17 protein-coding genes are annotated in these 21,893 nt (G+C 56.8%); 6 read left to right on the forward strand and 11 right to left on the reverse strand.

The window, feature by feature from the left end; translation table 11 throughout:
* Nucleotides 1-15: 15 nt before the first annotated feature.
* Both B0G77_RS10455 and B0G77_RS10460 read left to right on the forward strand, forming a co-directional pair.
* The gene (locus tag B0G77_RS10455) at nucleotides 16-1,146 is read left to right on the forward strand and encodes an alkene reductase (protein WP_133662066.1); all 1,131 of its coding nucleotides are present in this window, start codon (nucleotides 16-18) and stop codon (nucleotides 1,144-1,146) included.
* Between the two features lie 274 nt (nucleotides 1,147-1,420).
* Nucleotides 1,421-2,527 carry an EthD domain-containing protein gene (locus B0G77_RS10460; protein ID WP_133662067.1) on the forward strand — a complete coding sequence of 369 codons (1,107 nt, stop codon included), beginning with the start codon at nucleotides 1,421-1,423 and terminating at the stop codon, nucleotides 2,525-2,527.
* A 115-nt stretch (nucleotides 2,528-2,642) separates the two neighbouring features.
* Here B0G77_RS10460 and B0G77_RS10465 read toward each other — a convergent pair whose 3' ends face one another.
* From B0G77_RS10465 to B0G77_RS10495, 7 genes are all read right to left on the reverse strand, one after another.
* Complete coding sequence (locus B0G77_RS10465) at nucleotides 2,643-4,511, reverse strand: CocE/NonD family hydrolase (RefSeq protein ID WP_166656135.1); 1,869 nt, start codon at nucleotides 4,509-4,511, stop codon at nucleotides 2,643-2,645.
* 150 nt (nucleotides 4,512-4,661) lie between these two features.
* Entirely contained in the window at nucleotides 4,662-5,351 is a 690-nt protein-coding gene (locus tag B0G77_RS10470) for an EthD domain-containing protein (RefSeq protein ID WP_133662069.1), read from the reverse strand.
* A gap of 43 nt (nucleotides 5,352-5,394) precedes the next feature.
* Nucleotides 5,395-6,105: an ABC transporter ATP-binding protein gene (locus B0G77_RS10475; RefSeq protein ID WP_133662070.1), complete on the reverse strand. Its 711-nt coding sequence runs from the start codon at nucleotides 6,103-6,105 to the stop codon at nucleotides 5,395-5,397.
* Nucleotides 6,106-6,118: 13 nt separating this feature from the next.
* Nucleotides 6,119-7,900 (reverse strand): branched-chain amino acid ABC transporter ATP-binding protein/permease, encoded by a 1,782-nt coding sequence (locus B0G77_RS10480; RefSeq protein ID WP_133662071.1) that lies wholly within the window; start codon nucleotides 7,898-7,900, stop codon nucleotides 6,119-6,121.
* Nucleotides 7,897-8,820, reverse strand: coding sequence for a branched-chain amino acid ABC transporter permease (locus B0G77_RS10485; protein ID WP_133664093.1), 924 nt, complete (start codon nucleotides 8,818-8,820; stop codon nucleotides 7,897-7,899). Before B0G77_RS10485 ends, B0G77_RS10480 begins: the two co-directional genes overlap by 4 nt.
* Nucleotides 8,821-8,873: 53 nt before the next feature.
* A complete protein-coding gene (locus B0G77_RS10490; protein WP_133662072.1) occupies nucleotides 8,874-10,070 on the reverse strand; it encodes an ABC transporter substrate-binding protein in 1,197 nt (398 codons plus the stop codon).
* Nucleotides 10,071-10,134: 64 nt separating this feature from the next.
* A complete protein-coding gene (locus tag B0G77_RS10495; protein ID WP_133662073.1) occupies nucleotides 10,135-11,346 on the reverse strand; it encodes a porin in 1,212 nt (403 codons plus the stop codon).
* 545 nt (nucleotides 11,347-11,891) lie between these two features.
* On the opposite strand from B0G77_RS10495, the gene B0G77_RS10500 reads away from it, so the two are divergent.
* Entirely contained in the window at nucleotides 11,892-12,668 is a 777-nt protein-coding gene (locus B0G77_RS10500) for a glucose 1-dehydrogenase (RefSeq protein ID WP_133662074.1), read from the forward strand.
* Nucleotides 12,669-12,898: 230 nt separating this feature from the next.
* Here the strand turns inward: B0G77_RS10500 and B0G77_RS10505 are convergent, their stop codons facing one another.
* Nucleotides 12,899-13,687, reverse strand: coding sequence for a helix-turn-helix domain-containing protein (locus B0G77_RS10505; protein ID WP_133662075.1), 789 nt, complete (start codon nucleotides 13,685-13,687; stop codon nucleotides 12,899-12,901).
* Nucleotides 13,688-13,844: 157 nt separating this feature from the next.
* The gene (locus B0G77_RS10510; RefSeq protein ID WP_133662076.1) at nucleotides 13,845-15,608 is read right to left on the reverse strand and encodes an FAD-dependent oxidoreductase; all 1,764 of its coding nucleotides are present in this window, start codon (nucleotides 15,606-15,608) and stop codon (nucleotides 13,845-13,847) included.
* A 316-nt stretch (nucleotides 15,609-15,924) separates the two neighbouring features.
* Here B0G77_RS10510 and B0G77_RS10515 point away from each other — a divergent pair, with 316 nt between their 5' ends.
* The gene (locus tag B0G77_RS10515) at nucleotides 15,925-16,578 is read left to right on the forward strand and encodes an EthD domain-containing protein (protein ID WP_166656136.1); all 654 of its coding nucleotides are present in this window, start codon (nucleotides 15,925-15,927) and stop codon (nucleotides 16,576-16,578) included.
* Nucleotides 16,579-16,782: 204 nt separating this feature from the next.
* On the opposite strand, the gene B0G77_RS10520 is transcribed toward B0G77_RS10515, so the two are convergent.
* A complete protein-coding gene (locus tag B0G77_RS10520; RefSeq protein ID WP_133662078.1) occupies nucleotides 16,783-18,126 on the reverse strand; it encodes an MFS transporter in 1,344 nt (447 codons plus the stop codon).
* A gap of 456 nt (nucleotides 18,127-18,582) precedes the next feature.
* On the opposite strand from B0G77_RS10520, the gene B0G77_RS10525 reads away from it, so the two are divergent.
* Nucleotides 18,583-19,752 carry an MFS transporter gene (locus B0G77_RS10525; RefSeq protein WP_243750962.1) on the forward strand — a complete coding sequence of 390 codons (1,170 nt, stop codon included), beginning with the start codon at nucleotides 18,583-18,585 and terminating at the stop codon, nucleotides 19,750-19,752.
* Between the two features lie 82 nt (nucleotides 19,753-19,834).
* Here the strand turns inward: B0G77_RS10525 and B0G77_RS10530 are convergent, their stop codons facing one another.
* The gene (locus tag B0G77_RS10530; RefSeq protein ID WP_166656137.1) at nucleotides 19,835-20,668 is read right to left on the reverse strand and encodes an IclR family transcriptional regulator; all 834 of its coding nucleotides are present in this window, start codon (nucleotides 20,666-20,668) and stop codon (nucleotides 19,835-19,837) included.
* Nucleotides 20,669-20,765: 97 nt separating this feature from the next.
* On the opposite strand from B0G77_RS10530, the gene B0G77_RS10535 reads away from it, so the two are divergent.
* Complete coding sequence (locus B0G77_RS10535) at nucleotides 20,766-21,575, forward strand: IclR family transcriptional regulator (RefSeq protein WP_133662079.1); 810 nt, start codon at nucleotides 20,766-20,768, stop codon at nucleotides 21,573-21,575.
* Nucleotides 21,576-21,893 lie beyond the last annotated feature (318 nt).

Consider the following 21,893-nt stretch of genomic DNA (forward strand, 5'->3'; position numbering starts at 1 on the left):
TCGCGTAATCCATCTATGAAAACCATTTTTGAACCATTCTATCTCTCTGGCACCGCATTAAAGAACCGCATTGTCATGGCTCCGCTAACGCGAGCACGCGCTTCGCGTGATGTCGCTGATGAACGCATTGCTCTCTATTACACGCAGCGCGCTACCGCTGGTCTGATTGTCAGCGAAGGCACATCGATTTCGCGAGAAGGAACGGGTTATCTCTTCAACCCAGGCATCTACACGCCGGAGCAAATTGCCGGCTGGCGCCTGACTACCGATTCCGTTCACGCCGTCGGTGGAAAGATTTTCGCGCAGCTCTGGCACGTCGGTCGCGTTTCCCATCCTTCGATTCAGGATGATGGGAAGGCCCCCGTCAGCGCCAGTTCCAAACATGCAGTGAACGCGAAGGCCTTCGCCTACGACGATAACGGGAAGCCCAACCCCGTAGACACGCCCACGCCTCGTCAGCTCGAGACGCAGGAAGTTCGGCGTATCGTCCAGGATTTCGCTCAGGCTGCCGACAATGCTATGAAGGCAGGGTTTGACGGGGTCGAAATTCATGGCGCGAACGGCTATCTGTTCGAGCAGTTCATGAACCCGCTCGTCAATGACCGGAGCGATTGCTACTCAGCCGACAACATTGCGAATCGGTTGCGCTTCACTCTCGAAGTCATCGATGCCGTTGCTGGGCGTATCGGTGTTGAGCGGGTCGGAATTCGAATTTCGCCTTATGGCAAGCTATTCGACATGCCCTTCTATCCGACCATTGATGCGACATACACTGAGCTCTGCCGCGAAATCGGGAAGCGAAAGCTCGCGTATGTTCACGTCATGAATCAGTCGGGATACTCGCGCCTGGACAACGCTCTTGAACCGGAATCCGAGTCTGGATTTATGGCCCTCCTGCGTCTCCTGAAAGGCTATCTGCCAAATACTGCGCTCATTCTTGCAGGAGGTATGTCGCGAGAACTTGCGGAGGAAATGATTGACGATGACGTTATCGACCTCGTTGCATTCGGCGCTGCATTCATCAGCAACCCCGACCTCGTTGCCCGCCTTCAGAATGATTGGCCACTGAGCCCCGCAAATCCGGCGACCTTCTATGGTGGCGGCGCAGAGGGTTACGTGGATTACGCTCCCTACGCTCCGTCTTGAGGGCAATCGTGGCGCCAGATGCAAGGGTTATCGACCTCGGCAGATGTCAAGACTCTATCTTCCAGACGAAACCCACGTCGCGGACAGCGAGTGACAATGAACTCAAGATAGACCTTCGTCAGTGTGTCGGTGTCGAGTCTCCGCATGTTTAGCCTTAATGCCGTTTACCCCTATCGAAGGAGGCGCGCTGGGCGATGAGATGTCAGCGTGGTTGCGGGAGACGTCTCCATTCCCGTTCCCATTTCTCTCTTTCAAATCGTCCGAAGGTCAACCCATGTCTAACTTCGTTGTCGAAAAGCTGTTTCGACCGCCCTACGTCCAAACTCGACCAGGTGGAAGCGGGCCGCTGACAGTTCTCTTTTCGTTGCTTTCCCGTGCGGACACGACGCCAATCGACGTACGTCGAGTGGGTGATGGTTACACGCTCGACAGGTCTGGCCATCCATTACGAGACCCGGCGGAAAACTCTTCCGCCATTGGTTTCGAGAGTAATCCCAACGTCAACTTCGAGCACTGGGGCGAGTATTGGCGAAAGGTGCATGGCGTTCGTTTCACCCACATCGAAGAGGACGACGACCGCAGCTTAGAGCGACTGCTGCGTTATGACCAACTGCATCGATTCGCTCCAGGGCCAACAAGCTTTAACGCGCCCCCATACCGCGCTCCAGTCGACGAAAGCGGAATGCTCTGGCCGACAATTCTCGGACACATTGAACCGTATCAACGGCCGCGCTGGGACGGCGTCGCGTATCTCAACTTTGAGAGCATCGACGACGTCGCTGCTGTGTTCGCTAACGAGCGAGTGCGCACCAAAATTCTTCCCGAGGACTTGACCATGTTTCGTGACATCGCGCCGGTACTTGCTCGGCAGCACATCATCATTCCCAGCGAATCGGGAAATGAAGCAGTCACATTGGTCAAGCTACATGTGCGTCGAAAAGACGAGGCGCGCGAATCATTCCAGCAGTGGTGGCTCGAGGACCATGGCCCCAATGTCAGCAGTCACTGCCAGGGCAGTCAGTTGGTCAAACGTTATGCCCAGCTTCACAACATCGGTGGTCGAGAACCCGGCCAGCCGTTTTTTCACCCTGACGCAGCGAAGCTTGATGGAATAAGTCTTATGAGCTTTTCAAGCCTCGCAGACCTCGAAGATTTTCTGGTGAGCCCGATGAACGCAAGTATTGTCGAGCACGAGTCCCTGAAGACTGAGCAAGCAGCGTCAGAATATTGGACCACCATCGGCATGATGATTGTCAACCGCATCCGCCCCGAGGTTCGCACCGCGCAACGAATTCCGCTGCGGCGTTGGAGCGACCGGCCGAACTCACCTGTCCGAATAGGCGCCGCCTTATCGATTTGCTCGCCGCGCCATCTCGACTGAAAGCATTATGGGAGTCGACGGCATTGGGGCAACCTGTTGAATCGGAAATTTCCGACCCCCGCGAAACGCCCCGTCCCTTAGGACGGGGCGAACTACTTACCGCATCGAATCCCGCTCAGTCGTCGTCTGCCTCCTGGCACACGGGACCTTCCATCTTCGCCGAATCAGAGTCCCAGTATGGGAGACTCGTGTTGCCTTCAGACTTGAAGCAGCCTGCTTTGAGCAAAGGCAAATTCAAGGACGACGGGAGGCTTGCGCCAACATACAGTGAGACGGTACTTCCCGTGAGTGAGACCACCTGAGGATGCGTCGGAAAGCACGCATCCGTGCCGAGTACGGGAGAGCATTGCGAGTTTGCCGGAGGCGGCGACCCGATGCCGTTCGACTGCTGCGTCGGAGTCTGAGTGCTGACGATGAGTCGGACCTTGCTTCCCGCCGGAATTGAGGCAAACTTCGGCGAAATCACGAAGTCGTAACGACGAATATTACCGGCGGGTACGTAGTGGTCTGCGAAGTATTCGCCGTAAGGCTTCACAGGCACGCCGTTCTTATCGAGCCACGAGCGATTCGGGTCGTTCCTCGAGAGGCTGCCAAGGACAGTACCACTGGAAAGCGGAGTGACAGTCCCATCCGGACCCACCAGTTGCACCGTCGCGATGAGTTCCAGATTCGGCGTTGTCGACGAGGCGTAGAATGACGCACTCATCGGGCCGGCAAGCGTCGCTCCCTTCTTCAGAACCGGCCCATCAAATTGGGCCGTGCTACCGGCGCCTGGCTGCGCCCAAAGTAGATTAACTTCCGCCGATTGATTCGAAGGCTTCTTCGATAGAATTCCCCGTGGCGTCAGGAAGTATTGCTTGTACACGGGCGCAACAGGGTAAGCCGAGGTGCTAATCCAGTTGTTGGAAATCAACTCGTGGACGTGGACCGGCTGCTTCGTGTCGGCCATCCCCGTCTTCTTGCCTTTAAGCCAGGTGTCGAACCATTCCAGCGTGATGTTGTTTGCAATGTTCTGCCCTGTCGTCTGCTCCTCAAATTGGCAGTGACCGCCTTGGCTGATAATCACCTGATAGCGGCCAGTGACATCCTGATTCGGACGCATAGGCCCGTACACGTATTGGCCGCTTCTCGTGTTCTGCAGATATGCGTACATGGACATAGAACTCTCAGCGTAAATGTCCTGGTGCGTGCTCCAAATCAGAGTCGGAATGTCGAGGTCTGCGAGTTGCCGAGCGAACGTGCCGGGAGAGCGCGCCTTCCAAAAATCTCTGTCATAAGCCCTGGGACCACCCGCGTTGATTTCGTCGACCATAGACTGGCCGTAGGCGGTCGCGCCATGATTGTTACCAACCGCCGCACCGAAACCCAATGGGAATTGGCCCGTTTGTGTCGGGATTCCGCCTGCGAAATACGTCTCACGGTAAAACTCCGCCCCTGCACAAAACGGCGCCAGAGCTTTGATTGGTGAATTTTTTCCGGCTGCCAGCGCCGTCGTATATTGGTTCAGTCCTGACCAAGAACCGCCTTGCAGAGCAATCTTGCCGTTAGAGTTCTGCAGCTTCGTGGCGGCCCATTGGACTATCTCGGCACCATCCTTCCCGTCGCTCCCGAAGAAGGAAAATTCGCCGCCTGAATTCCGTGTCCCTCTGACCGACGCTGTCACATAGATGTAGCCTCGCTGAACGAAGTAATCACCAGCCGTGGACGGATTCGTGAGGTATGGCGTTTGAGTGAGGATGACAGGGAACGGACCCTTCGCCCGAGCACCGGTATGCAAGTCGGTGGGGTAGGACACATCGACCATAAGCACTGTTCCATCGCTCATGGTGACCGGGACGCTTTTGTCTAGTGCAGTCCCGTAAGTCGGGTTGCCCGGGCTCCATACTCCACCCGGAAAAGGCGTGGACGCAAGCGCGGGAGCTGCCGCACCGGATAACAGAATTGCCACGGCTGCAAGCAGCCCTGCACGACTTGAACGCTTCATAACGACCTCCATCGGTGTTTCGCCAATTGTTAGATAGAATTGACTCTGCATTCCTAAATTTATTTACAAAACGTAATCCACTTACGCCGGCACCACAACCGCAGCCCGCGCCGTCGCCGGGACGCGGGTACCTACTCAATTCCAGCGACGTCAGATGATTCGGTGCTCCTCGACCAGGAACGCGGTGATGCCGGCGAGGAATGTCTTCGCATGTTCCATCGTCTTCAATCCAACCTCTGATTCGAACGCCTTTTGCAGCGACTCAGTGCTTTCGAACCAGAACTCAACGACCCCATCGATGGGTAGGTCGTCGTAACTGCAGGGTGTGCCTTTCTGTAGCTCTCGCTGCAGTACCGCGTTCTGCCGATAGCCTTTGACGCCGGGCATCGTGCGAACGAAATCCGCATGTACTTTCCACTCGTTCAGAAATTCCTGTTCCGAAAGCTCAGGGCGACGGCGGATGAGAGAAATCCGCTTCTTCAGCTTTGCACGAGACGCGTCTTCCGGCACTTCCACGACCGTCGTCTGCTTGACGGTCAGGATATGAAGGCGGCCGAGGAAATGGTTCTCGTCTTCGATGATTCTTTGCGGCAGCTCCGCCTCTCCGAACGGCTTGTTCGGGTCCGAAATCCACAGTTGCGAGAAACCGTCGAACTCCCACGGCTCCCGCTCGAAGTCGATTCCCCGCTGAACACGGTCGACAATGTGGTTCTGCCAATACTGACTAAGTCCAGGTGCGTTTTTCACCAACGGGCCGTGATGACCGAGCCAATGCTTGTAAAACTCATCGTTCGACCATTCGGGCTTTCTTGAAATAAGCCCCATGCGTACCGTGCTCATCAATCCTCCAGTGTCGTGACTTCAGGTCGAAAGGTCGGCGCCGTCAATTTGCGCCCAGATATGCTGCTTTGACTTTTGGGTCATTCAGCAAGTCGCGCCCGGAGCCCTCCAGCGTGATACTGCCAACCTCGAGCACGTACGCCCTGTCAGCAACGCCCAAGGCCTGCTTCGCCATTTGCTCAACCAGCAGAATGGTGAGACCCTCCTTGCGCAGACTACGGATGGCATCGAAAATGTCACGGATGACCAAGGGAGCCAGGCCCAACGAAGGTTCATCGAGAAGAAGCATTCGCGGCTGACTCATCAACGCGCGCGAAATCGCGAGCATTTGCTGCTCCCCCCCGGACAGCGTTCCCGAGAGCTGGTTCTGGCGTTCCCGAAGACGCGGGAACCGGTCAAACTCCCGCTCCATCGCTGCCTCAGTCGCGGACATCGGCTGCTTGCGGGAATAGGCCCCGAGAAGAAGGTTCTCACGCACGGTCTGGTCGGGAAACACGCCGCGACCTTCGGGCGATAGGGCAATGCCGAGGCCGAGGCGCATGTGTGCAGGCAACTGGGTGCAGTCGCGACCGCCAACCGTGATGCGACCAGAGGAGACCGCCTGCAGCCCCGCGATGCTCTTTAGAAGGCTACTTTTCCCGGCACCGTTCGCGCCGATGATGGTGACGACTTCGCCTTCCCTCACCTCGAGGCTCACACCCTTCACGGCCTGAATAGCGCCGTAAGAGACCTTTACTGAATCGACTTTGAGCATCATTGCTCCTCTCTCACGCGGCTTCAGCTTCGTCGACGCCGAGATATGCTTCGACGACGCGGGGGTTGGCCTGGACGTCTGCAGGCTTGCCTTCGGCAATCTTGATGCCGTAGTCAAGCACGATGACGTGGTCGGAAATCGACATGACGAGGTCCATGTGGTGCTCGACCATCAGGACGCTGACGCCATATTTGCTGATACGAAGGAGCAGCTGTCCCAGCTCCGCCGTTTCCTGTGGGTTCAAACCCGCTGCCGGCTCGTCCAGCAGTAACAGCTGCGGTTCGGTGGCGAGTGCACGGGCGAGTTCGGCCCGACGTTGCAGGCCATACGGCAGACTCCCTGCGGGACGGCTCGCCAGGTGACCGAGGTCAACCAGCTCAAGCAGCTCGCGCGCACGTTGCCTCGTGATTTCCTCCTCATGACGCGCCTTCGGGGTCGCGAACAAGGAAGCAAACAAGCCGTTCTTCATCCGGCTGTGCCGACCAAGCATTACGTTGTCGAGAACCGACAAATCGGCGAAGAGTCTCAGGTTTTGGAAGGTACGACCCATCCCCATGCAACAGATGGAATGAACCGCGCTTCCGCCAATCTCCTTCCCGTTGAAGCGAATCGACCCGCTATCCGGACGGACGATGCCCGTTACCATGTTAATCATCGTGCTCTTCCCGGCACCATTCGGGCCGATGAGCGCGTGGATATGACCCCGCTTCAAGGCGAACGAAATGTCTTGCGCCGGCTTCACGCCACCGTATGCTTTCGAGAGCTTCGTGACTATCAGCAGTTCTGCGCTGTTCGCCCGGCCGCCGCGCAAGAGCGTCGTAACCTGCCCGCCCGGGGCAGCGTATTCTTCCTTCGAGTCTCGACTCTTGCGTCCGACCAGCTTCGACAGCGCGCCGACAACTCCCCCGGGCATCACATAGAGCGCAAACAGGAGAAGCAGCCCATACAGCGTGTGTTGAACTGAAGGCCAACGCGCGAGAAGTGCGTCGAGCAGGGTCAGGACGATTGCGCCAACCACGGGTCCAAGCTTCGTTCCCGCTCCGCCAAAAAGGACGAGCAGCAGGATGAAGATGGAGAGCTGAAACGAAATAAAATCGGAATTGATGTACTGGTTTTGCTGAGCGACCATTGCGCCAGCAAGTCCACACGTGACCGCTGCAATCACGAACGCAATCACTTTGCCTCGATAGACACGAACGCCCACCGACGATGATGCAATTTCGTCAGCCTGAAGCGAAAGGAAGGCACGACCAAACCTTCCATTCAGCAGGTTGCGAAGCAACAGGTGAGTAACCGCGCAGAAAACGAGTCCGACGCACACCCATTGACCGAGCGACATCAGCTGCCCACCCATTTCCGGGCTACGAATCCCGTAGATGCCCTGGGCTCCGCCAAACACGTCTGTCCAGTCGCTGACCAGCCGTTCCACAACGATACCGAACGCGAGCGTGACCATGGCCAGGTACGGCCCTTTGACGCGAAGCGACGGCAGCGCGATGAGCACCCCGCAGACGCCCGAGATGGCCGTTGCGATGGCCATGGCTGCCCACGGATTGATTTCCGTCTGCGATGTGAGAAGTGCGACTGCGTAAGCTCCCGCTCCGAAGAGCCCAGCTTGACCGAGCGATTTCTGCCCTGCGAAGCCGACAAGGACGTTCATGCCGGCGGCGCACAGGTAGTAGACGCACATCATGAACGCGATGTGCAGGTAATAGTCATTTCCGATGGACAGCGCGGCGGCGCCAAGCACGACCGCGATGGCGCTTACGCATGCTATGTGGCTGTACTTTTTCATACTTTCTCCACGAGGCGGCTGCCAAAGAGGCCCGTCGGCTTGAAAGCAAGGACGAGAATCACCACAGCGAACACCGCAATCTCACGCCACTGCGCCTGCCACAAATTGACCGTTGACTCGAACACTCCGAGAGCAAAGCCACCGATAACGCAACCGCGGGGATTGTTGAGACCACCTACCATCGCGCCAGAAAAGCCCTTCAGCCCAATGGCCAGGCCCATGAAGAGAGACGCCTGCGTGATGGGTGCAATGAGAAAGCCAGACAGCCCAGCCAACGCCGAGCTCACCACGAAGGACCCAATCATCACTGCATTCGTGTTGATGCCCATCAGGCTCGCGACGTTACCGTTGGCGGCGACAGCGCGCATCATCTTTCCAACCATCGTCTTTCGCATGACGATGTCAAAGGCAATCATCACGAGGACGGCCACCGCCAGGAGAAGCAGCTCTTGCGGACGCACGCCGATTCCGAAAAGTTGAATCACGGAGTCACCAACAGGGGACGGCACCACAACCGGTTTGGGGCCCCAGATGGCCAGCCCGATGCTGTCCAGGACCACACCGAACCCGAGAGTGCTCATGACCCACGCCATTCCGGGCTGTTTTGCGAAAGGACGCACGCCGACGGCATACAACAACCAACCGAGCGCGCCCATCACGACGAGTGCGGCAACCAGCGCCAACAATTGCGCACTCACGCCAGGAACTACCCCGCCGAAAGTTGTCGAGGTGATTGGCTTGCCCAAGAGGAGCAGCATCGCGCTCATTCCAATGAATGCGCCGCTCGATACGAACTCGCCGTGCGAGAAGTTGAGCGTTTTCGTCGTAGTGAACGTAATGCTGAAGCCCAGCGCCACAAGCGCATATGCGCCGCCGACCGCCAGTCCACTGATTAACGCCTGAAAGATAGCTTCCATGATGAGTGTTCTCCGCTGTGGCGGCACCTGCGGTGCCGCCATCATCAATGGGACCGTTACTGCTTGTAGTCGGCCGGGGTCAGGGACGCAACGAGCGCATCGCTGTACGGCACGAGTCGGCCATCTTTCCAGTGCACCCAAACGAAGTCCTTTGCTACCAGTGCTTCGTGATTTGTCTTGCTGAAAGGCTTGTTGTAGGTTTTAAGCAGACCTTGCACCGGTGCATTGAGGTTCTCGAGCGCAACACGGATTGCCGAGCCATCTGTACTGTTCGCCTGCTTGATTGCCTGAACTAGAATCATCACTGAGTCGTAGCCGTGCAGCGCAAAGGAGAACGAACTGGGTGCCTTCAGTTGAGACCCAACGCGGGTGAACAGCTTGTCCTGGGCGGGGGTCCGATTTTCACTGACGGTACGCAGAAAGAGCGGCTTCTCTGCCAACGTCTTTCCAGCTGCATCATAGAATGTGATGTTGTCCGCCGCCCACGAACTTAGCGTACGCGGGTAGTAGTTGATTTTCTCCATGCTCCGCATGACCTGAGCGATAGGAGTACCCTGCGCCCAGATGATGACCGTGTCGACACCCGCCTCCTTAAGCTTGTTCAACTGGGAAGTCATGTCTGTGTCGCTGACGCCAAATTGTTCGATGGCAGCGGGAGTGATTCCCTGCATCTCGACGATGGACTTCATGTCTTTGAGAGCACCTTGACCGTAGCCTGTCGTCTCGGTCATGAAGCCAACCTTCTTCGCACTACCCGTCTTCTTCACATACGCCATCAGCGCCGCGACTTGCTCACGGTCGACCATCGAGACACGGAACATGTAGTTGTCCGCACCGGGGCTCATCGGCTTGGTGATGTCCGTTCCCGACGAGACATTGTCAATCACCGGCATCTTCTTCTGATTGACGATGTGCTTCCATGCCATTGCGTTTCCAGAGTTCGTCGGACCGAAGACGGCAACAACCTTTTCGTTGTCGATGAGGTCCGTCATGTTCTGGATGGACTTGGGCGGCTGTGATACATCGTCGCGCACGACGAGCGCCAGTTTTTTGCCGAGCAGTCCGCCCGCCGCATTTACATCAGCGATTGCAGCTTGCATGCCCAGGACAGCGGCTTGTCCGCTCTGTGCCGATGGCGACGCAGAAAGGTCGCCGTTGAAGCTAATCTTTATTTCCTGCGCCGACGCGGCGGGGACCGCCGCAGCAAAACTGAGCGAGGCTACGATTCCTGCGATGACGCGAATTGCTTTCATGATGTCTCCAACCTGTTGCTTCAGCATTCGATGGGCGTATTCATCCCATCGTCGTTTCAATCAATCAGAACTTGCTCACGACACCCAGACTGACCGCGACCAAGGAGCGGCTCGCCCCCGGGGTTGTCTGGAAGCTGTCACCGATGGCCGGTGTGGCATTAATAATTGCGCCAGTTCCCGGGTTACCCAGCGTCTGGCCCGACGCACGCTGGTATCCTTCGAGCGCGTATAAACCTGTACGCTTCGAAAGCGCGTAATACTGGGAGAGAACGACCTGGTGATACTTGGCTGCGTCCGAGATGTTGTTCGCCTTGGAAGCCCAGGTGTAGCTGTAGCCGAGCGACAAGTCGAACGCAGCGGCCGGCTTCCAATGAAGCACACTGCCCACCGTGTTCCAGATGGCCGTGTCCGTGAACTTGGAATTCACACCCGGGATGTACTGCACATTCGAATATGCAAACGAGATGTCCCAGTTCTGGTTGAAGACATAGCCGCCATCGACAGCGAAACGCTGCTGAGCCTGGGCTTGGCTGTAGCCATTTGTGATGGCTGATACGCCCTGCTGACCGGACGAGTTCACTGAAGATTCTGCGCCGTATGGGCCACCGCCAGGAGTTGAGTTATTGATGCGCCAGAAGCCTGCGGCAAGACCAAAATTCCCACCCTTGTATTGAAGTCCGCCGCTCCAGGTCGACCCCTGATTCAAGCTTCCGGGCACGCCGGCAGGTGCAAATTCGCCGCTCGCCGTGATGCCGTAAAACGTTGGCGTCGTATAAACAATCGCGTTGTTAGCGCGATAGTAGGTGTCCATGCCGTCGAGGTCGCCGGGATGCGAACCGTACCCTGTCTGATAGAACGCGGGAACCCAAGGCGAGAGCATCACGTAATAAGCGCTATATTGGCGGCCCACTGATAAGGCACCGTATGCAGGGTTCGACAACTCGATGCGCGCCTGTCTACCGAACATGGCATTCGTGAACTGCTGCCCGCCGTTCGCGAGATTGAAACCCGACTCCAGGACAAACAATGTCTGATAGCCGTTTCCGAGGTCCTCTGTGCCACGCAGCCCCCAGCGGTCTCCGTTCCATACACCCGACTGCATGCGAACGTTGGACTTTCCTGGCGTCGTCGAGCCGAGAGTTGTTTGACTGTTTTGAAAGGTGATAGACGTGTCGACAATGCCGTACAGAATCACGCTCGACTGAGCAAATGCAGGAAGAACAGCCAGACCAAGACTCGCACCTACAACACATTGAACAATTCTCTTCTTCGACATTAAAAGTCTCCTTAATAATTCTCTAGTCCGAGTCGTCAGTGGTGGCGTCTGAATGCCATCACTTGTCGCAGCCTGTCGTAGGCAACAGGCCGATTCGGCTTTTTATATGTAGGATAACGAATTGGTATAGCGATTTGCTATCACTGGATTCTTGAGGAATGCACCGTGTTACGCGCGGCACGCATGAATGACTTATTTGCGGCGCTCGTTGTCTCGAGGGAGGGTTGCCTCCCCCCATAGACCAGATACTACGTCACAAAATTAAACATACGCTACTTCTTTTGCATAGGTGCAATCCCCTATCGGAGAACTTCACATTTGCTCAAAAACAGTGTGCACGGCGCGGGCCCAAGCGCTACGTCGAGTCCAGAGGAGGTCATGCGTGCGGTCGCATGCACACGACAGCGCTATCCGACTACCGAGGCCGATAAAATTCATGGACCCGCGTAATTACAGCTATGCAATTATATATGCTTATGTGCAATACTAATGTGGTACAGGGGCTATCGAAGCCTGTTTATCCATCAGGACATCAAGGAGAAACCATGTCGTTCCCTCAATTCATCGCGCCTCGCCTGCTCGAAGACCGCCTGGCCATGGTAACGGGTGCCGGCCAAGGCAATGGGCGTGCACTCGCGCTCGGCCTTGCGCAGGCCGGCGCCAAAGTTGTGGTCAGTGACATCAATTTTGAACACGTTAGCGAAACCGCCGCGCTCATTGATAAGGGAGGTGGGAAAGCGTGCCCGTTCGAGCTGGATGTCACGAACGCAGACGCGTGTTACACACTTGCCGAAAAGGTCTCCAACGACATCGGCCGTGTCGACCTGCTTGTGAATAATGCGGGCATCATTATTCGTGAGAATTCGACAAGCCCGAATGCAGCGAAGAACTGGAAGAAAGTGATGGACGTGAACGTTCAAGGGACGTTCAATGTCACGCACGCGTTTCTTGAGGCTATCAAGACCACCAAAGGCGTGATTATCAACGTTGCGTCTATCGCCGCTTATGCTGGACAAGGCGCTAGCCTCGGCTATTCCCCGTCCAAAGGTGCAATCAAGATGTTCACGCAGTCGCTAGCCGCCGAACTCGCGCCTCATGGGGTACGCGTAAATGCATTGGCGCCCGGCGTCATCGAAACCCCGATGACGGCTGCAACACGCGAGCATCCGGCGCGTCTTGAGGCGTTTATGTCACGCATCCCCATGGGTCGGGTTGGCCAAACGGAAGACCTCGTCGGCCCGACAATATTCCTAGCGTCTGGAATGTCGCGCTACGTGACGGGCGTAACCCTGGCGGTAGATGGTGGATTTCTAGCTATCTAAAGTCTGTCTTGCAAAAGCCCGCCTAGCGGGCTTTTTTTGGCGCAACACCGTCCACGCCGCAGCAGTCAGGAGCGAGTCGTTCGCTGCTCTCGCGGCGAAATCCGGTTGCAGATGGCACGAGCCGACGCCAGCACGAGAAGCTGCGCATTTTCGAGAACCTCCCTCCAATCATCCTTTCCACCAGCTTGCTGGGCAGGCATGGACTACACAAATCTTCGATTCCCAAGGCCTCACGAAGACAGCTTTTCGGAGAGCTGAAGCAGTCCCCTCGCAACAGTTCCGGTATCAGACGTATCCAGCGTGCTTGACGGGCCGAAAATGGTAACTGAAAGTACCATCTGCCCGCGGTCGAAAACAGGCGCGCTCAGGCTGTCGACGCCTGGGATTGGCACACCCAGCGTTCGTGACAGATGTGTGCCCCGCACATCTCCTGCTAAGTTCTCAATTACATCGTCAAAGCACCGCGCTGAGACCGCATCGGCCTTCGCAACTTCACGAGCAAGCATCGGTTCTATCGTCTGCCTCGGAAGGAACGCGGCGAACAGTCGTCCTGTGCTGCTGTGGGCGATAGACATTACCGACCCCACGTGCAAGCCGACATGCAGGTACATTTCGGGGCCGTGGTATCGAATGACGGTGGGGCCATGGTCTGTCCATATCGCGACAAACGCACCGTGATTGTCGTCTTTAAGCAGTTCAATGGCCAGCTCCACCGTCTTATGCAATGGGTGGAGCTGCGCTAAAGCTCGCAGGCCAAGCTTCAATGCAAGTGGTCCGGGCTCAAAGCTGTGGGTCATTGAATCACGGCTAACCAGTCCTGTGCGAACCAAGCTCACCATATATGTGAAGACCTGATTCAAAGGTAAGGCGGTTGCTGCGCTCAGCCCCAGCATCGAAACAGGTTTTCCGGCGTCAGCCAGGTGCTGCAAAAGCGTCCCTCCAACCTCCATCGCATGAATTCCACGCTGCTCCCTGGTTCTTCTCGGAGCAAGTTGCTCGACGCATTCGGCAGCCTCCATATCTCCCCCTCGATTGCGAGCATCGTCCCGGACCTGGTGATGCCGACCCGTCGGCACGTCGCGTTTTCTCGACCAGGTCCGACATGCGAAAAAAAACCGCGGCCGCTGGGCAACAGCAACCGCGGCAATGCACGCCCATCGGAATTCCTACGCTTCGTTAATGGGACACCACTGCAAATTTGGTGGCCTGAGTGTCCATCACAGTGTCTTCCTTCCGAACCTCTGTGGCAGATGCGATTGCTTTGCCTGCGATGTAGCCGAAAGTCAACGCCGGTCCCAGCGTAATGCCGGCGCCGGGGTAGTTCCCGCCCATGATGCTGCATGCGTCGTTGCCAACCGCGAACAGCCCGTGGATTGGCGAGCCGTCGGAGCTGAGCACGCGGCATGAAGAATCAGTCTTCAGGCCAGCGAATGTGCCAATGTCACCGATGCGAATTTTGAGAGCATAGAAAGGGCCTTTCTCGATAGGCGCAACACACGGATTCGGCGAATGAAGAGCGTCACCCTGATAACGGTTATATGCTGTGCTTCCCTTCCCGAAGAGTGAGTCGCGACCTAGTCGCGCCTCGGCGTTATAGCCCCGCACCGTCTCTTTGAAGTTGAGCGCATTGACGCCAATCTTCTCGGCCAGCTCGTCTACGGTTGATGCTTTCGTCAGGTAGCCGACACGCAGATAGCGGCCAATGGGCATCGGGAACGGAGCAACACTACCCAGGCCGTACGTTCGGAGAGTCTTGTGGTCGCAGATGAGATGTGCGGAAATCTCCTCTCCCGCCGGCGTCGACTTCACCAGGGCTTGCACGAAGTCATGGTACGAGTGGCCTTCGTTCGTGAACCGACGGCCGTCGCGCAGCACGGATATAACGCCAGGCTTCGCGCGGTCGATAAAGTGCGGCATGATGCCTGTTGTTCCATCCTTTCTGGTCAGCGTCGAAACCGGCACCCAAGCAGCCGCGTTCGGCAGCGTTGTCGTCACTTGACCGCCGACTGCTTCAGCCATGCGTAATCCGTCGCCCGTGTTACCGGTCGGAGAAGGCGAGAAATGTTCGGAACCTGTCGGAGCGTGGGGGAAGAGTTGCTTGCGACGTTCGATGTCATACGGAAAACCGCCGCTCGCGAGGATAACAGCACTGTTCGCGGTCACCCGTACTTTCGAACCGGCCCGGTCAAGGACCGCACCAGTAATTCGGCCGTTGTCATTGGTGAGGCTGAGCGCCTTGGTGTTGAGCCAAAGAGGAACGTTCAGGTCGAAGAGCGACTTCGCGAGACGACCGGCAAGCGCGTTGCCGTTCGTCAGCGTCATGCCGCGACCATGCTTCAAAACGTCTGCAAAGTGGCGCGACAGACGCTTGGTGACGTACCAGGCAGACTCGATTGACTTCGTCACCCGCATGAAGTGCACAATTTCCTTGCCCGAGCCAAGCATCATCCCGAATACGGTGAGTTCAGGCAGAGCAGGAGCGAGGTCTTTAATTGCCGCGCCGAGTTCACGGCCGTCAAACGGACGAGTGACCATGGAACGGCCACCTTGGGTGCCACCGGGCGCCTCGGCGTGATAGTCGGGAAACACGAGAGGCATGTCGAAGCGCACAGCTGTCTTCGCCGTGAAAAAGTCCACAGCTTCCGGCCCATTCTTGATGAAGGCGTCGACGCGCTCACCATCAAAGCTCGACCCCGCCTCGTGCTGGAGATACGTACGCGCGGCATCGCCCGCTTCGTAAATTCCTTGCACCTTTGCAAGCGCAGTATTCGGAATCCAGAGCCAACCGCCCGAGCGAGCTGTTGAGCCGCCGAACTTGGGCTCTTTCTCGATGACGAGAACATTGAGCCCCTCAGAGGCGGCCGTGATTGCCGCGGACATTCCCGAGCATCCCGAACCAATAACAAGCACGTCACAGCTGTATTCGCTTTCCTGCTTCATCACGCATCTCCGATAGCGAAGACGCGACCACTTCAGGTGCGTCCTCATAATCATTCCCCGTCTTCCGGGCCATAGTCAAATCATACGCCGCAAATTACATATACACACATCTACTTGCGTACGTACAATCCCTATGCAGGATTTTATTGCCTCGGATGTACATTGAAGACTCCATGGGAAAGGCTTGGGGCCTTTCGTTTGGATGCAACTGGTGGTCTTGGGCGCAGGCGCTGCGCTCGCCACCTTTGTCATCGAATTTCTGGCTACGCGGCGGTCTGTCGCCTGTACCGTTTGCCTCACCTACTCTGGAGACGACATGATTAAACGTATGACTTTGCTGGCGCGCAAAGAAGGCACTTCGGTAAGCGACTTTCGTGCGTACTGGTCTGGCTGCCATGCTCAACTCGCTTTGTGCATGGATGGCATTGCGAAATACACGCAAAACAGGGTCGAGAAAACTCTCTGGAAGTCCGCAGGTGGTTCAGGATGTTTTGATGTCGATGGCATCGTCGAACTCTGCTTCGAAAGTGATGAACTCATGTCCGAAGCGCAACGTTCCGCGGTCGGGAGTCGATACATTCCCGAAGATGAGCCAAACTTCCTGCGTGGATGGACGCTTTGCGTGGTCAACCATGAAGATGAAGCCAAAGAGCATGCAGGCGAGAAGGTCATCCTTGTCGCTGCTCTAAAGGCAGGTGTCTCACGAATCGAGTTCGAGAAGATAATCGTCGAATCCGACGAGGGACAACCGACGCCTGCGACAACATCGCTCAATTGGACGAACGAAAGCGCGAAGCGCGAACGCCTATGGGCAGAGCCGGTTGCGCCCACAGTGCTTGCCGCGCTGTGGTTCACGAATATTGCGGAAGCGCATGAAGCGTTTCGAGCTGAGAGCAGCCTGGTGCAAAAGATTGGCGGCTTAGCGGACCGCGCAGCTGCTTACCTTATCAACCCGCTCGTGGTCAGGTAACCCGAATGGTCGTCGGCATCTGATGCCGGCGACCATTCCAGACCGGTAGCCGGTTTGGTGGGCGCGTCGTCCCCTCTCTCTAACGAAACCATAGCGCAACGCAATTCCGCAATTGCTACGAAACCGCACTATCAGCCCGTACAAAAAAACAAAACGGGCGCTGAAGCTCCGAGCGCCCGGTGCATCTCATTTTCGGCTCTCAGTTCACGCTTTATGCAGATTGCTCGCTCGTTCAGACCTTAACGCAAAAAACATCGCCGTGCAGGCAAGAAGCAGCATGAATGCAATGAAATAGAACGCGTTGTTCATGCTTCCAGTGTAAGTCTTGATAAGACCGATTAGATACGGGGTGATGGTCCCGCTCGTTACGCCGATAGTGCTGACCAGAGCGATACTCGCAGGAGCGCTGGAGCCACGGAAGAAGCTGGCGGGCACAGACCAGAAGATGGGATGAGCCCCGTAAATAAATACGGCCGCCGCAGTCAACAGCGCCATGGATAGTGCGAAGCCCAGGCCATGCGAGGTCAGCAGCGCCAGAGCTGCAGCGGCGCCAGCGCCACAGACGATGAAGTGCCATTTGCGTTCGTTGCGTCGGTCGGAACGACGGGCAATCAAAATAACGCCCACAGCGCCGATTGCATTCGGGATTGCCGAGTACAGACTAATCTGAACGATGTCGGTAATTCCGAATTCGCGAATCATCGTCGGCATCCAGAATAGCAACAGGAGGATGCCCGAGGTCAGGCAGAAGTACACAAACGCGAACACATAGACGTACGGGTTACCCACCGCCGCAAGCAGGGAATGGCTATGCTCAGCAGGCTTTCCGTCGTTCGCCAGCACGTCTTCCAGTCGCCGCTTCTCACCTGCGCTAAGCCACGGTGCAGCGGACGGCCTGTCTTTCAAGAAAAAGAATGCGATAACACCAAGCAGGATTGCCGGAGCACCCTCGATGGCCAGCATCCACTGCCAACCGTGGACACCATGGACCCCATCCATGCCGCGCATAATCCAGCCAGAGACCAGACCGCCAAGCACACCGGCGACGGCGACACCAGCATAAAAAACGGATAGCGCTCCTGCGCGACGGCGTGCCGGGAACCAGTACGTCAGATATAAAACGATGCCTGGGAAGAAGCCGGCCTCGAATACACCGAGAAGAAAGCGTAAGACGTAAAACTGCATGCTGTTGGATACCGCGACCATCATGACCGAACACGCGCCCCACAACACCATGATTCGCGCGAAGGTCTTCCTCGCTCCAAACTTATGCAAGAGTATGTTGCTGGGCACTTCGAAGAGGACGTACCCGACAAAGAAGAACACTGCGCCCAAACTGTACGCGGCGTCAGTGAAGGAAAGGTCGTGCTTCATCTGCAACTGAGCGAACCCGATGTTGTTCCGGTCCAGGATTGCAATTACGTAACAGAAGAAGAGAAACGGAATGATTCGCAGCGTCACCTTGCGAAACAGAGTGTCATCCGATGTGCCGACAGATGGGGGATTCGTCGGTGCAGGGACCGTGCCGACTGAACTTCGCGTTGTCATCAGAAACTCCAGTGCAGTTATTTTCAGTTGTGGTCCGCTGTCAGTCGAAGTACCTACGCCACCCCACTGACCGCCAACCCACTCAGAAGGCAACCGCACCATGGCAGGTCCACGCTTCTTGATTACATATTAACGCTTCACTTCGCACATGTATAATTCTCGTTTGTACCTATCTGGCTCTTCTTGGACCGCATACGCCGTCGAAATGATGGTAAACACCTAGTGAGCCTGCGGCTGGTTCGTTAGATGAGCCTAAGAACTATCGGAACTCGGGCTATTCGTCGCACTGGCTAGGACAAGCAAGTTCGAATTGCCCGGGTTTGCCTCGAATTCGCTTTGCCTGGGGTCCTGCAGCGTCACCAAAAATATTTGGTTGTACGCGTATTAGATTGCATATATATAATAAAACGCGGGTAAGCTGCCACGTACAGCGATTGCATCGTTAAGGAGACCAGTTTGTCCGCGAGAATTTTGTGGCTTCTGAGCGCGTGCTGCTTTGCCAGCATGGCGTCAATGCGGGTCTGCGATTCGCTGCTACCGTCGTTGCAGGCGGAGTTTGGCGTGAACATCGGGCACGCCGCCATGGCAATTTCCGGATTCGCCCTCGCATACGGCCTTACTCAACTCGTCTTCGGGCCCTTGGGAGACAAGTTCGGAAAAATCCGCGTAATCGCTCTGACCACGCTGGCCTGCACGATAGGAAACCTAGGTGCAGCATTGTCCGGTCATATGGGCCAATTGGTCGCGGCCCGCGTATTGTCCGGGGCTGCGGCCGCGGGAATAGTGCCTTTAACTATGGCGTGGATTGGCGACACAGTGCCTTATGAACGGCGTCAGGAAATCCTTGCACGGCTGCTCGGCGCGACGGTTTTCGGGATGATTGCCGGTCAGTGGCTAGGGGCGTTGCTTGCCGACGCGGCTGCCTGGCGAATCTCGTTTGCCTCACTGGCCCTGATTTATCTGGTTGCGGGGCTCTTCGTCTTGCGAGAAGTCAATTCGGCGGACATGACGGGCAAGTCGACGCCCGGCCGTTTCGCGTACCGTGCTTTTGAGGTGTTGGCGATTCCTTGGGCTCGAACAGTGCTCCTCGTCACCTTCATTGAAGGCTCGCTCGCGTTCAGCGCGCTATCGTTCATCCCGACCTATCTACACGGGACATTCGAACTTCCGATGTCGAGGGCGGGCGCGATTGTGGCTCTTTATGGGGTAGGCGGTTTAACGTATAGCCGATGCGCGCGCCTCTTGGTCCGTCGCTTGGGAGAAGCCAATCTGGCGAGGCTTGGCGGTGCCTGTCTCGCAGTGTCATACGGCGGACTCGCGCTTCTCAACACCTGGTGGCTCGCGTTGCCCGCCTGCTTGATGGCTGGATTTGGCTTCTATGCGTTGCACAACACCCTGCAGACCCATGCCACGCAGATGGCACCGAGCGTGCGCGGAACCGCCGTGTCCCTCTTTTCGTGCTTTCTTTTCTTTGGGCAATCACTAGGCGTTGCCTGCGCCGCGTGGTTTATTGACAGATTCTCAGCGCCGCCCGTTTTTATAGGCTGTGCTTTCGGCCTTTTTCTAGTCGCAGTCGTGTTTTCGTCGCTGGTTTCTCGCCAAACCGCACAGTTGGCGAGGACCTAACGAAATGCCGGCGGAGCAGAGACCCGGGGTGGCCGCCAGCTGGCAAAGGAAGCGCACGGCGAATCAGATGGAACATGCGTGCCTAGACGGCCGGTACAGTCGGCGCGGAATTCTGTTCGGTCAACAGCTTGGTGGTCGCAAGAAGACTGGTAACCAGCGGGCCTTTCCAGGAAACGTCGAAATTCCCGGCAACGCCGAAGAGCGTCAAAACAAGAACAATCTCTCCGTTGTTGTCAAAAACCGGTGCGCTGATGCTGTTGATACCTGGAATCGGCATGCCTTCTCCTCGCGCGACTCCTCGCTTTCGAATATCCGCCAAAATGGCGTCAAACTGCGTGATGGTCAGACGCTCGCCATCAGGAGTTTGCGACCCGAAGTCCGCCCCGACGAGCTCGTCGAGCGTGGAACTCTGCTTGTATGCAGCAAACACACGGCCAGTCGTCGAATGCGTGAGCGACATAACTGTGCCGACGTGAACACCTGCATGCAGCGAGGCGGCCGGCTCAATGCTTTGCAGAACGGTTGGACCACGGTCTCCCCACGCGGCGAGAAGCACACTTTGCTCGACGCGCGTCGCAAGGTCGGTGGAAGGCTGCATTGCATTACGGACTGCGGGCACCATGCGAAGCGCATGCAACCCCATGCGGAGAGACAAAGGCCCTGGCTCGAAACGCGAGGTGACGGGGTCCCGTTTGACGAGGCCGGTACGAAGCAGGCTCACCATATAGGTGAATACCTGATTCGTGGGAATGCCGCTGCGCGCGCTGAGCTCCGCAAGTGTCACTGGTTCGCCAGCGTCCGCGAGATACTGAAGGAAGCGGCCACCAACTTCCATGCTCTGAATGCCGCGTTGCTCCTTCCGGGCACTTGAATCGAGGCTTTCCGGATTTTCTTTTGCCCGCTGCTTCGTTACCATGCAATCCTCTGTGCACGAACACATTATGTTTCGCCGATTTTACCGGCTTCCTGGTTACCGTAAGCCACTTGGATTCTGAATCCGACAAGATACGCAAATGGACACCGAAAGCACCGAAAAAGCCCAGCGGGGAATCCAGTCAGTTGAAGTGGGCAGCGAAATTCTGCTGGCACTCACGCAATCTGACTCGCCCATACCGCTCAAAGAAATTTCGCGGGTCACCGGGATGTCTCCCGCCAAACTTTTCCCGTATCTGGTGAGCCTCATCAAGCTTCAACTGGTACAGCGAATGGAGCCGTCAGGCGATTATGCCCTAGGTCCTCTCGCGCTGCGGCTTGGCCTGTATGGTCTGCAACGATTGAACCCTCTGCGCGAAGCCGAGGCAGACGTGTTGGCGCTAGCATCGAAAACCGGACAAAGCGTTTTTTTGACGACTTGGGGGCCAAACGGACCGGTCGTCGTCAGGCAGGAAGACCCTTCATATCCGCTGCATCTCACTTTGCGAGTCGGCACGGTCATGTCGCTCGTCAACACGGCAACGGGACGACTTTTTGGCGCGTATATGCCGGAGTCCTTGGTGCAGAAGGCTCTCGCAGACGAAGGCATACGGCTCAGCGGTGCAACCGCACTGAAGACAACGGACAAGGAGGACCTGTTCAAGGAGTATCAGAAGATTCGCGAGGAGGGCATGACGCGAACATCGGGCCATCCTTTGCCGGGTGTAAATGCTATCGCGGCACCTGTATTTCTGTTCACTGGGTCGATTGCGCTCGCCATCACTCTGGTTGGGCCCGCAGGTACGTTCGATACAAGTTGGGACGGGGAACTTGCGTTGACCCTGCGCCAGACCACACTGGACCTGTCCTACCGACTAGGCTACTCGGCCATTCCGGGCGACGAGGCCTAGTTCCTCGCGATGCGTCAGGAATGCCCGAGAAATGCAAGACAATTCGCGGCTGCCGCTGGCGTCACCAGTCAGCGACTTAAGGCCTTTCCAACGCACGCCGGCGGCGCTCCCGCAAGCCCCCTTCAAATTCCTGCATCGCTCTGATGCCAATCGCGCAGGCGAGCCTGAAAAACCTGGGCCCACTTGCGCGGCCATCTGCCTGAAACCCATCGAAACGCAGAAGCCCTGACGTCGAGCACAAATCAGTGCGGCACGTCGGCCCACGAGGCCGCCAAGAACAATCAACACGCGTGTCGGCCTCCCGGTAGTTCGCCGCAA

The organism is Paraburkholderia sp. BL10I2N1, from assembly GCF_004361815.1.
Classification (GTDB): Bacteria; Pseudomonadota; Gammaproteobacteria; order Burkholderiales; family Burkholderiaceae; genus Paraburkholderia.

Coding starts and splice junctions, on each gene's coding strand:
- B0G77_RS10530 (WP_166656137.1), bottom strand. CDS start 20,668: ATGGTAACGAAGCAGCGGGCAAAAGAAAATCCGGAAAGCCTCGATTCA.
- B0G77_RS10460 (WP_133662067.1), top strand. CDS start 1,421: ATGTCTAACTTCGTTGTCGAAAAGCTGTTTCGACCGCCCTACGTCCAA.
- B0G77_RS10505 (WP_133662075.1), bottom strand. CDS start 13,687: ATGGAGGCTGCCGAATGCGTCGAGCAACTTGCTCCGAGAAGAACCAGG.
- B0G77_RS10515 (WP_166656136.1), top strand. CDS start 15,925: ATGATTAAACGTATGACTTTGCTGGCGCGCAAAGAAGGCACTTCGGTA.
- B0G77_RS10500 (WP_133662074.1), top strand. CDS start 11,892: ATGTCGTTCCCTCAATTCATCGCGCCTCGCCTGCTCGAAGACCGCCTG.
- B0G77_RS10465 (WP_166656135.1), bottom strand. CDS start 4,511: ATGAAGCGTTCAAGTCGTGCAGGGCTGCTTGCAGCCGTGGCAATTCTG.
- B0G77_RS10510 (WP_133662076.1), bottom strand. CDS start 15,608: ATGAAGCAGGAAAGCGAATACAGCTGTGACGTGCTTGTTATTGGTTCG.
- B0G77_RS10535 (WP_133662079.1), top strand. CDS start 20,766: ATGGACACCGAAAGCACCGAAAAAGCCCAGCGGGGAATCCAGTCAGTT.
- B0G77_RS10475 (WP_133662070.1), bottom strand. CDS start 6,105: ATGCTCAAAGTCGATTCAGTAAAGGTCTCTTACGGCGCTATTCAGGCC.
- B0G77_RS10495 (WP_133662073.1), bottom strand. CDS start 11,346: ATGTCGAAGAAGAGAATTGTTCAATGTGTTGTAGGTGCGAGTCTTGGT.
- B0G77_RS10455 (WP_133662066.1), top strand. CDS start 16: ATGAAAACCATTTTTGAACCATTCTATCTCTCTGGCACCGCATTAAAG.
- B0G77_RS10520 (WP_133662078.1), bottom strand. CDS start 18,126: ATGACAACGCGAAGTTCAGTCGGCACGGTCCCTGCACCGACGAATCCC.
- B0G77_RS10490 (WP_133662072.1), bottom strand. CDS start 10,070: ATGAAAGCAATTCGCGTCATCGCAGGAATCGTAGCCTCGCTCAGTTTT.
- B0G77_RS10480 (WP_133662071.1), bottom strand. CDS start 7,900: ATGAAAAAGTACAGCCACATAGCATGCGTAAGCGCCATCGCGGTCGTG.
- B0G77_RS10470 (WP_133662069.1), bottom strand. CDS start 5,351: ATGAGCACGGTACGCATGGGGCTTATTTCAAGAAAGCCCGAATGGTCG.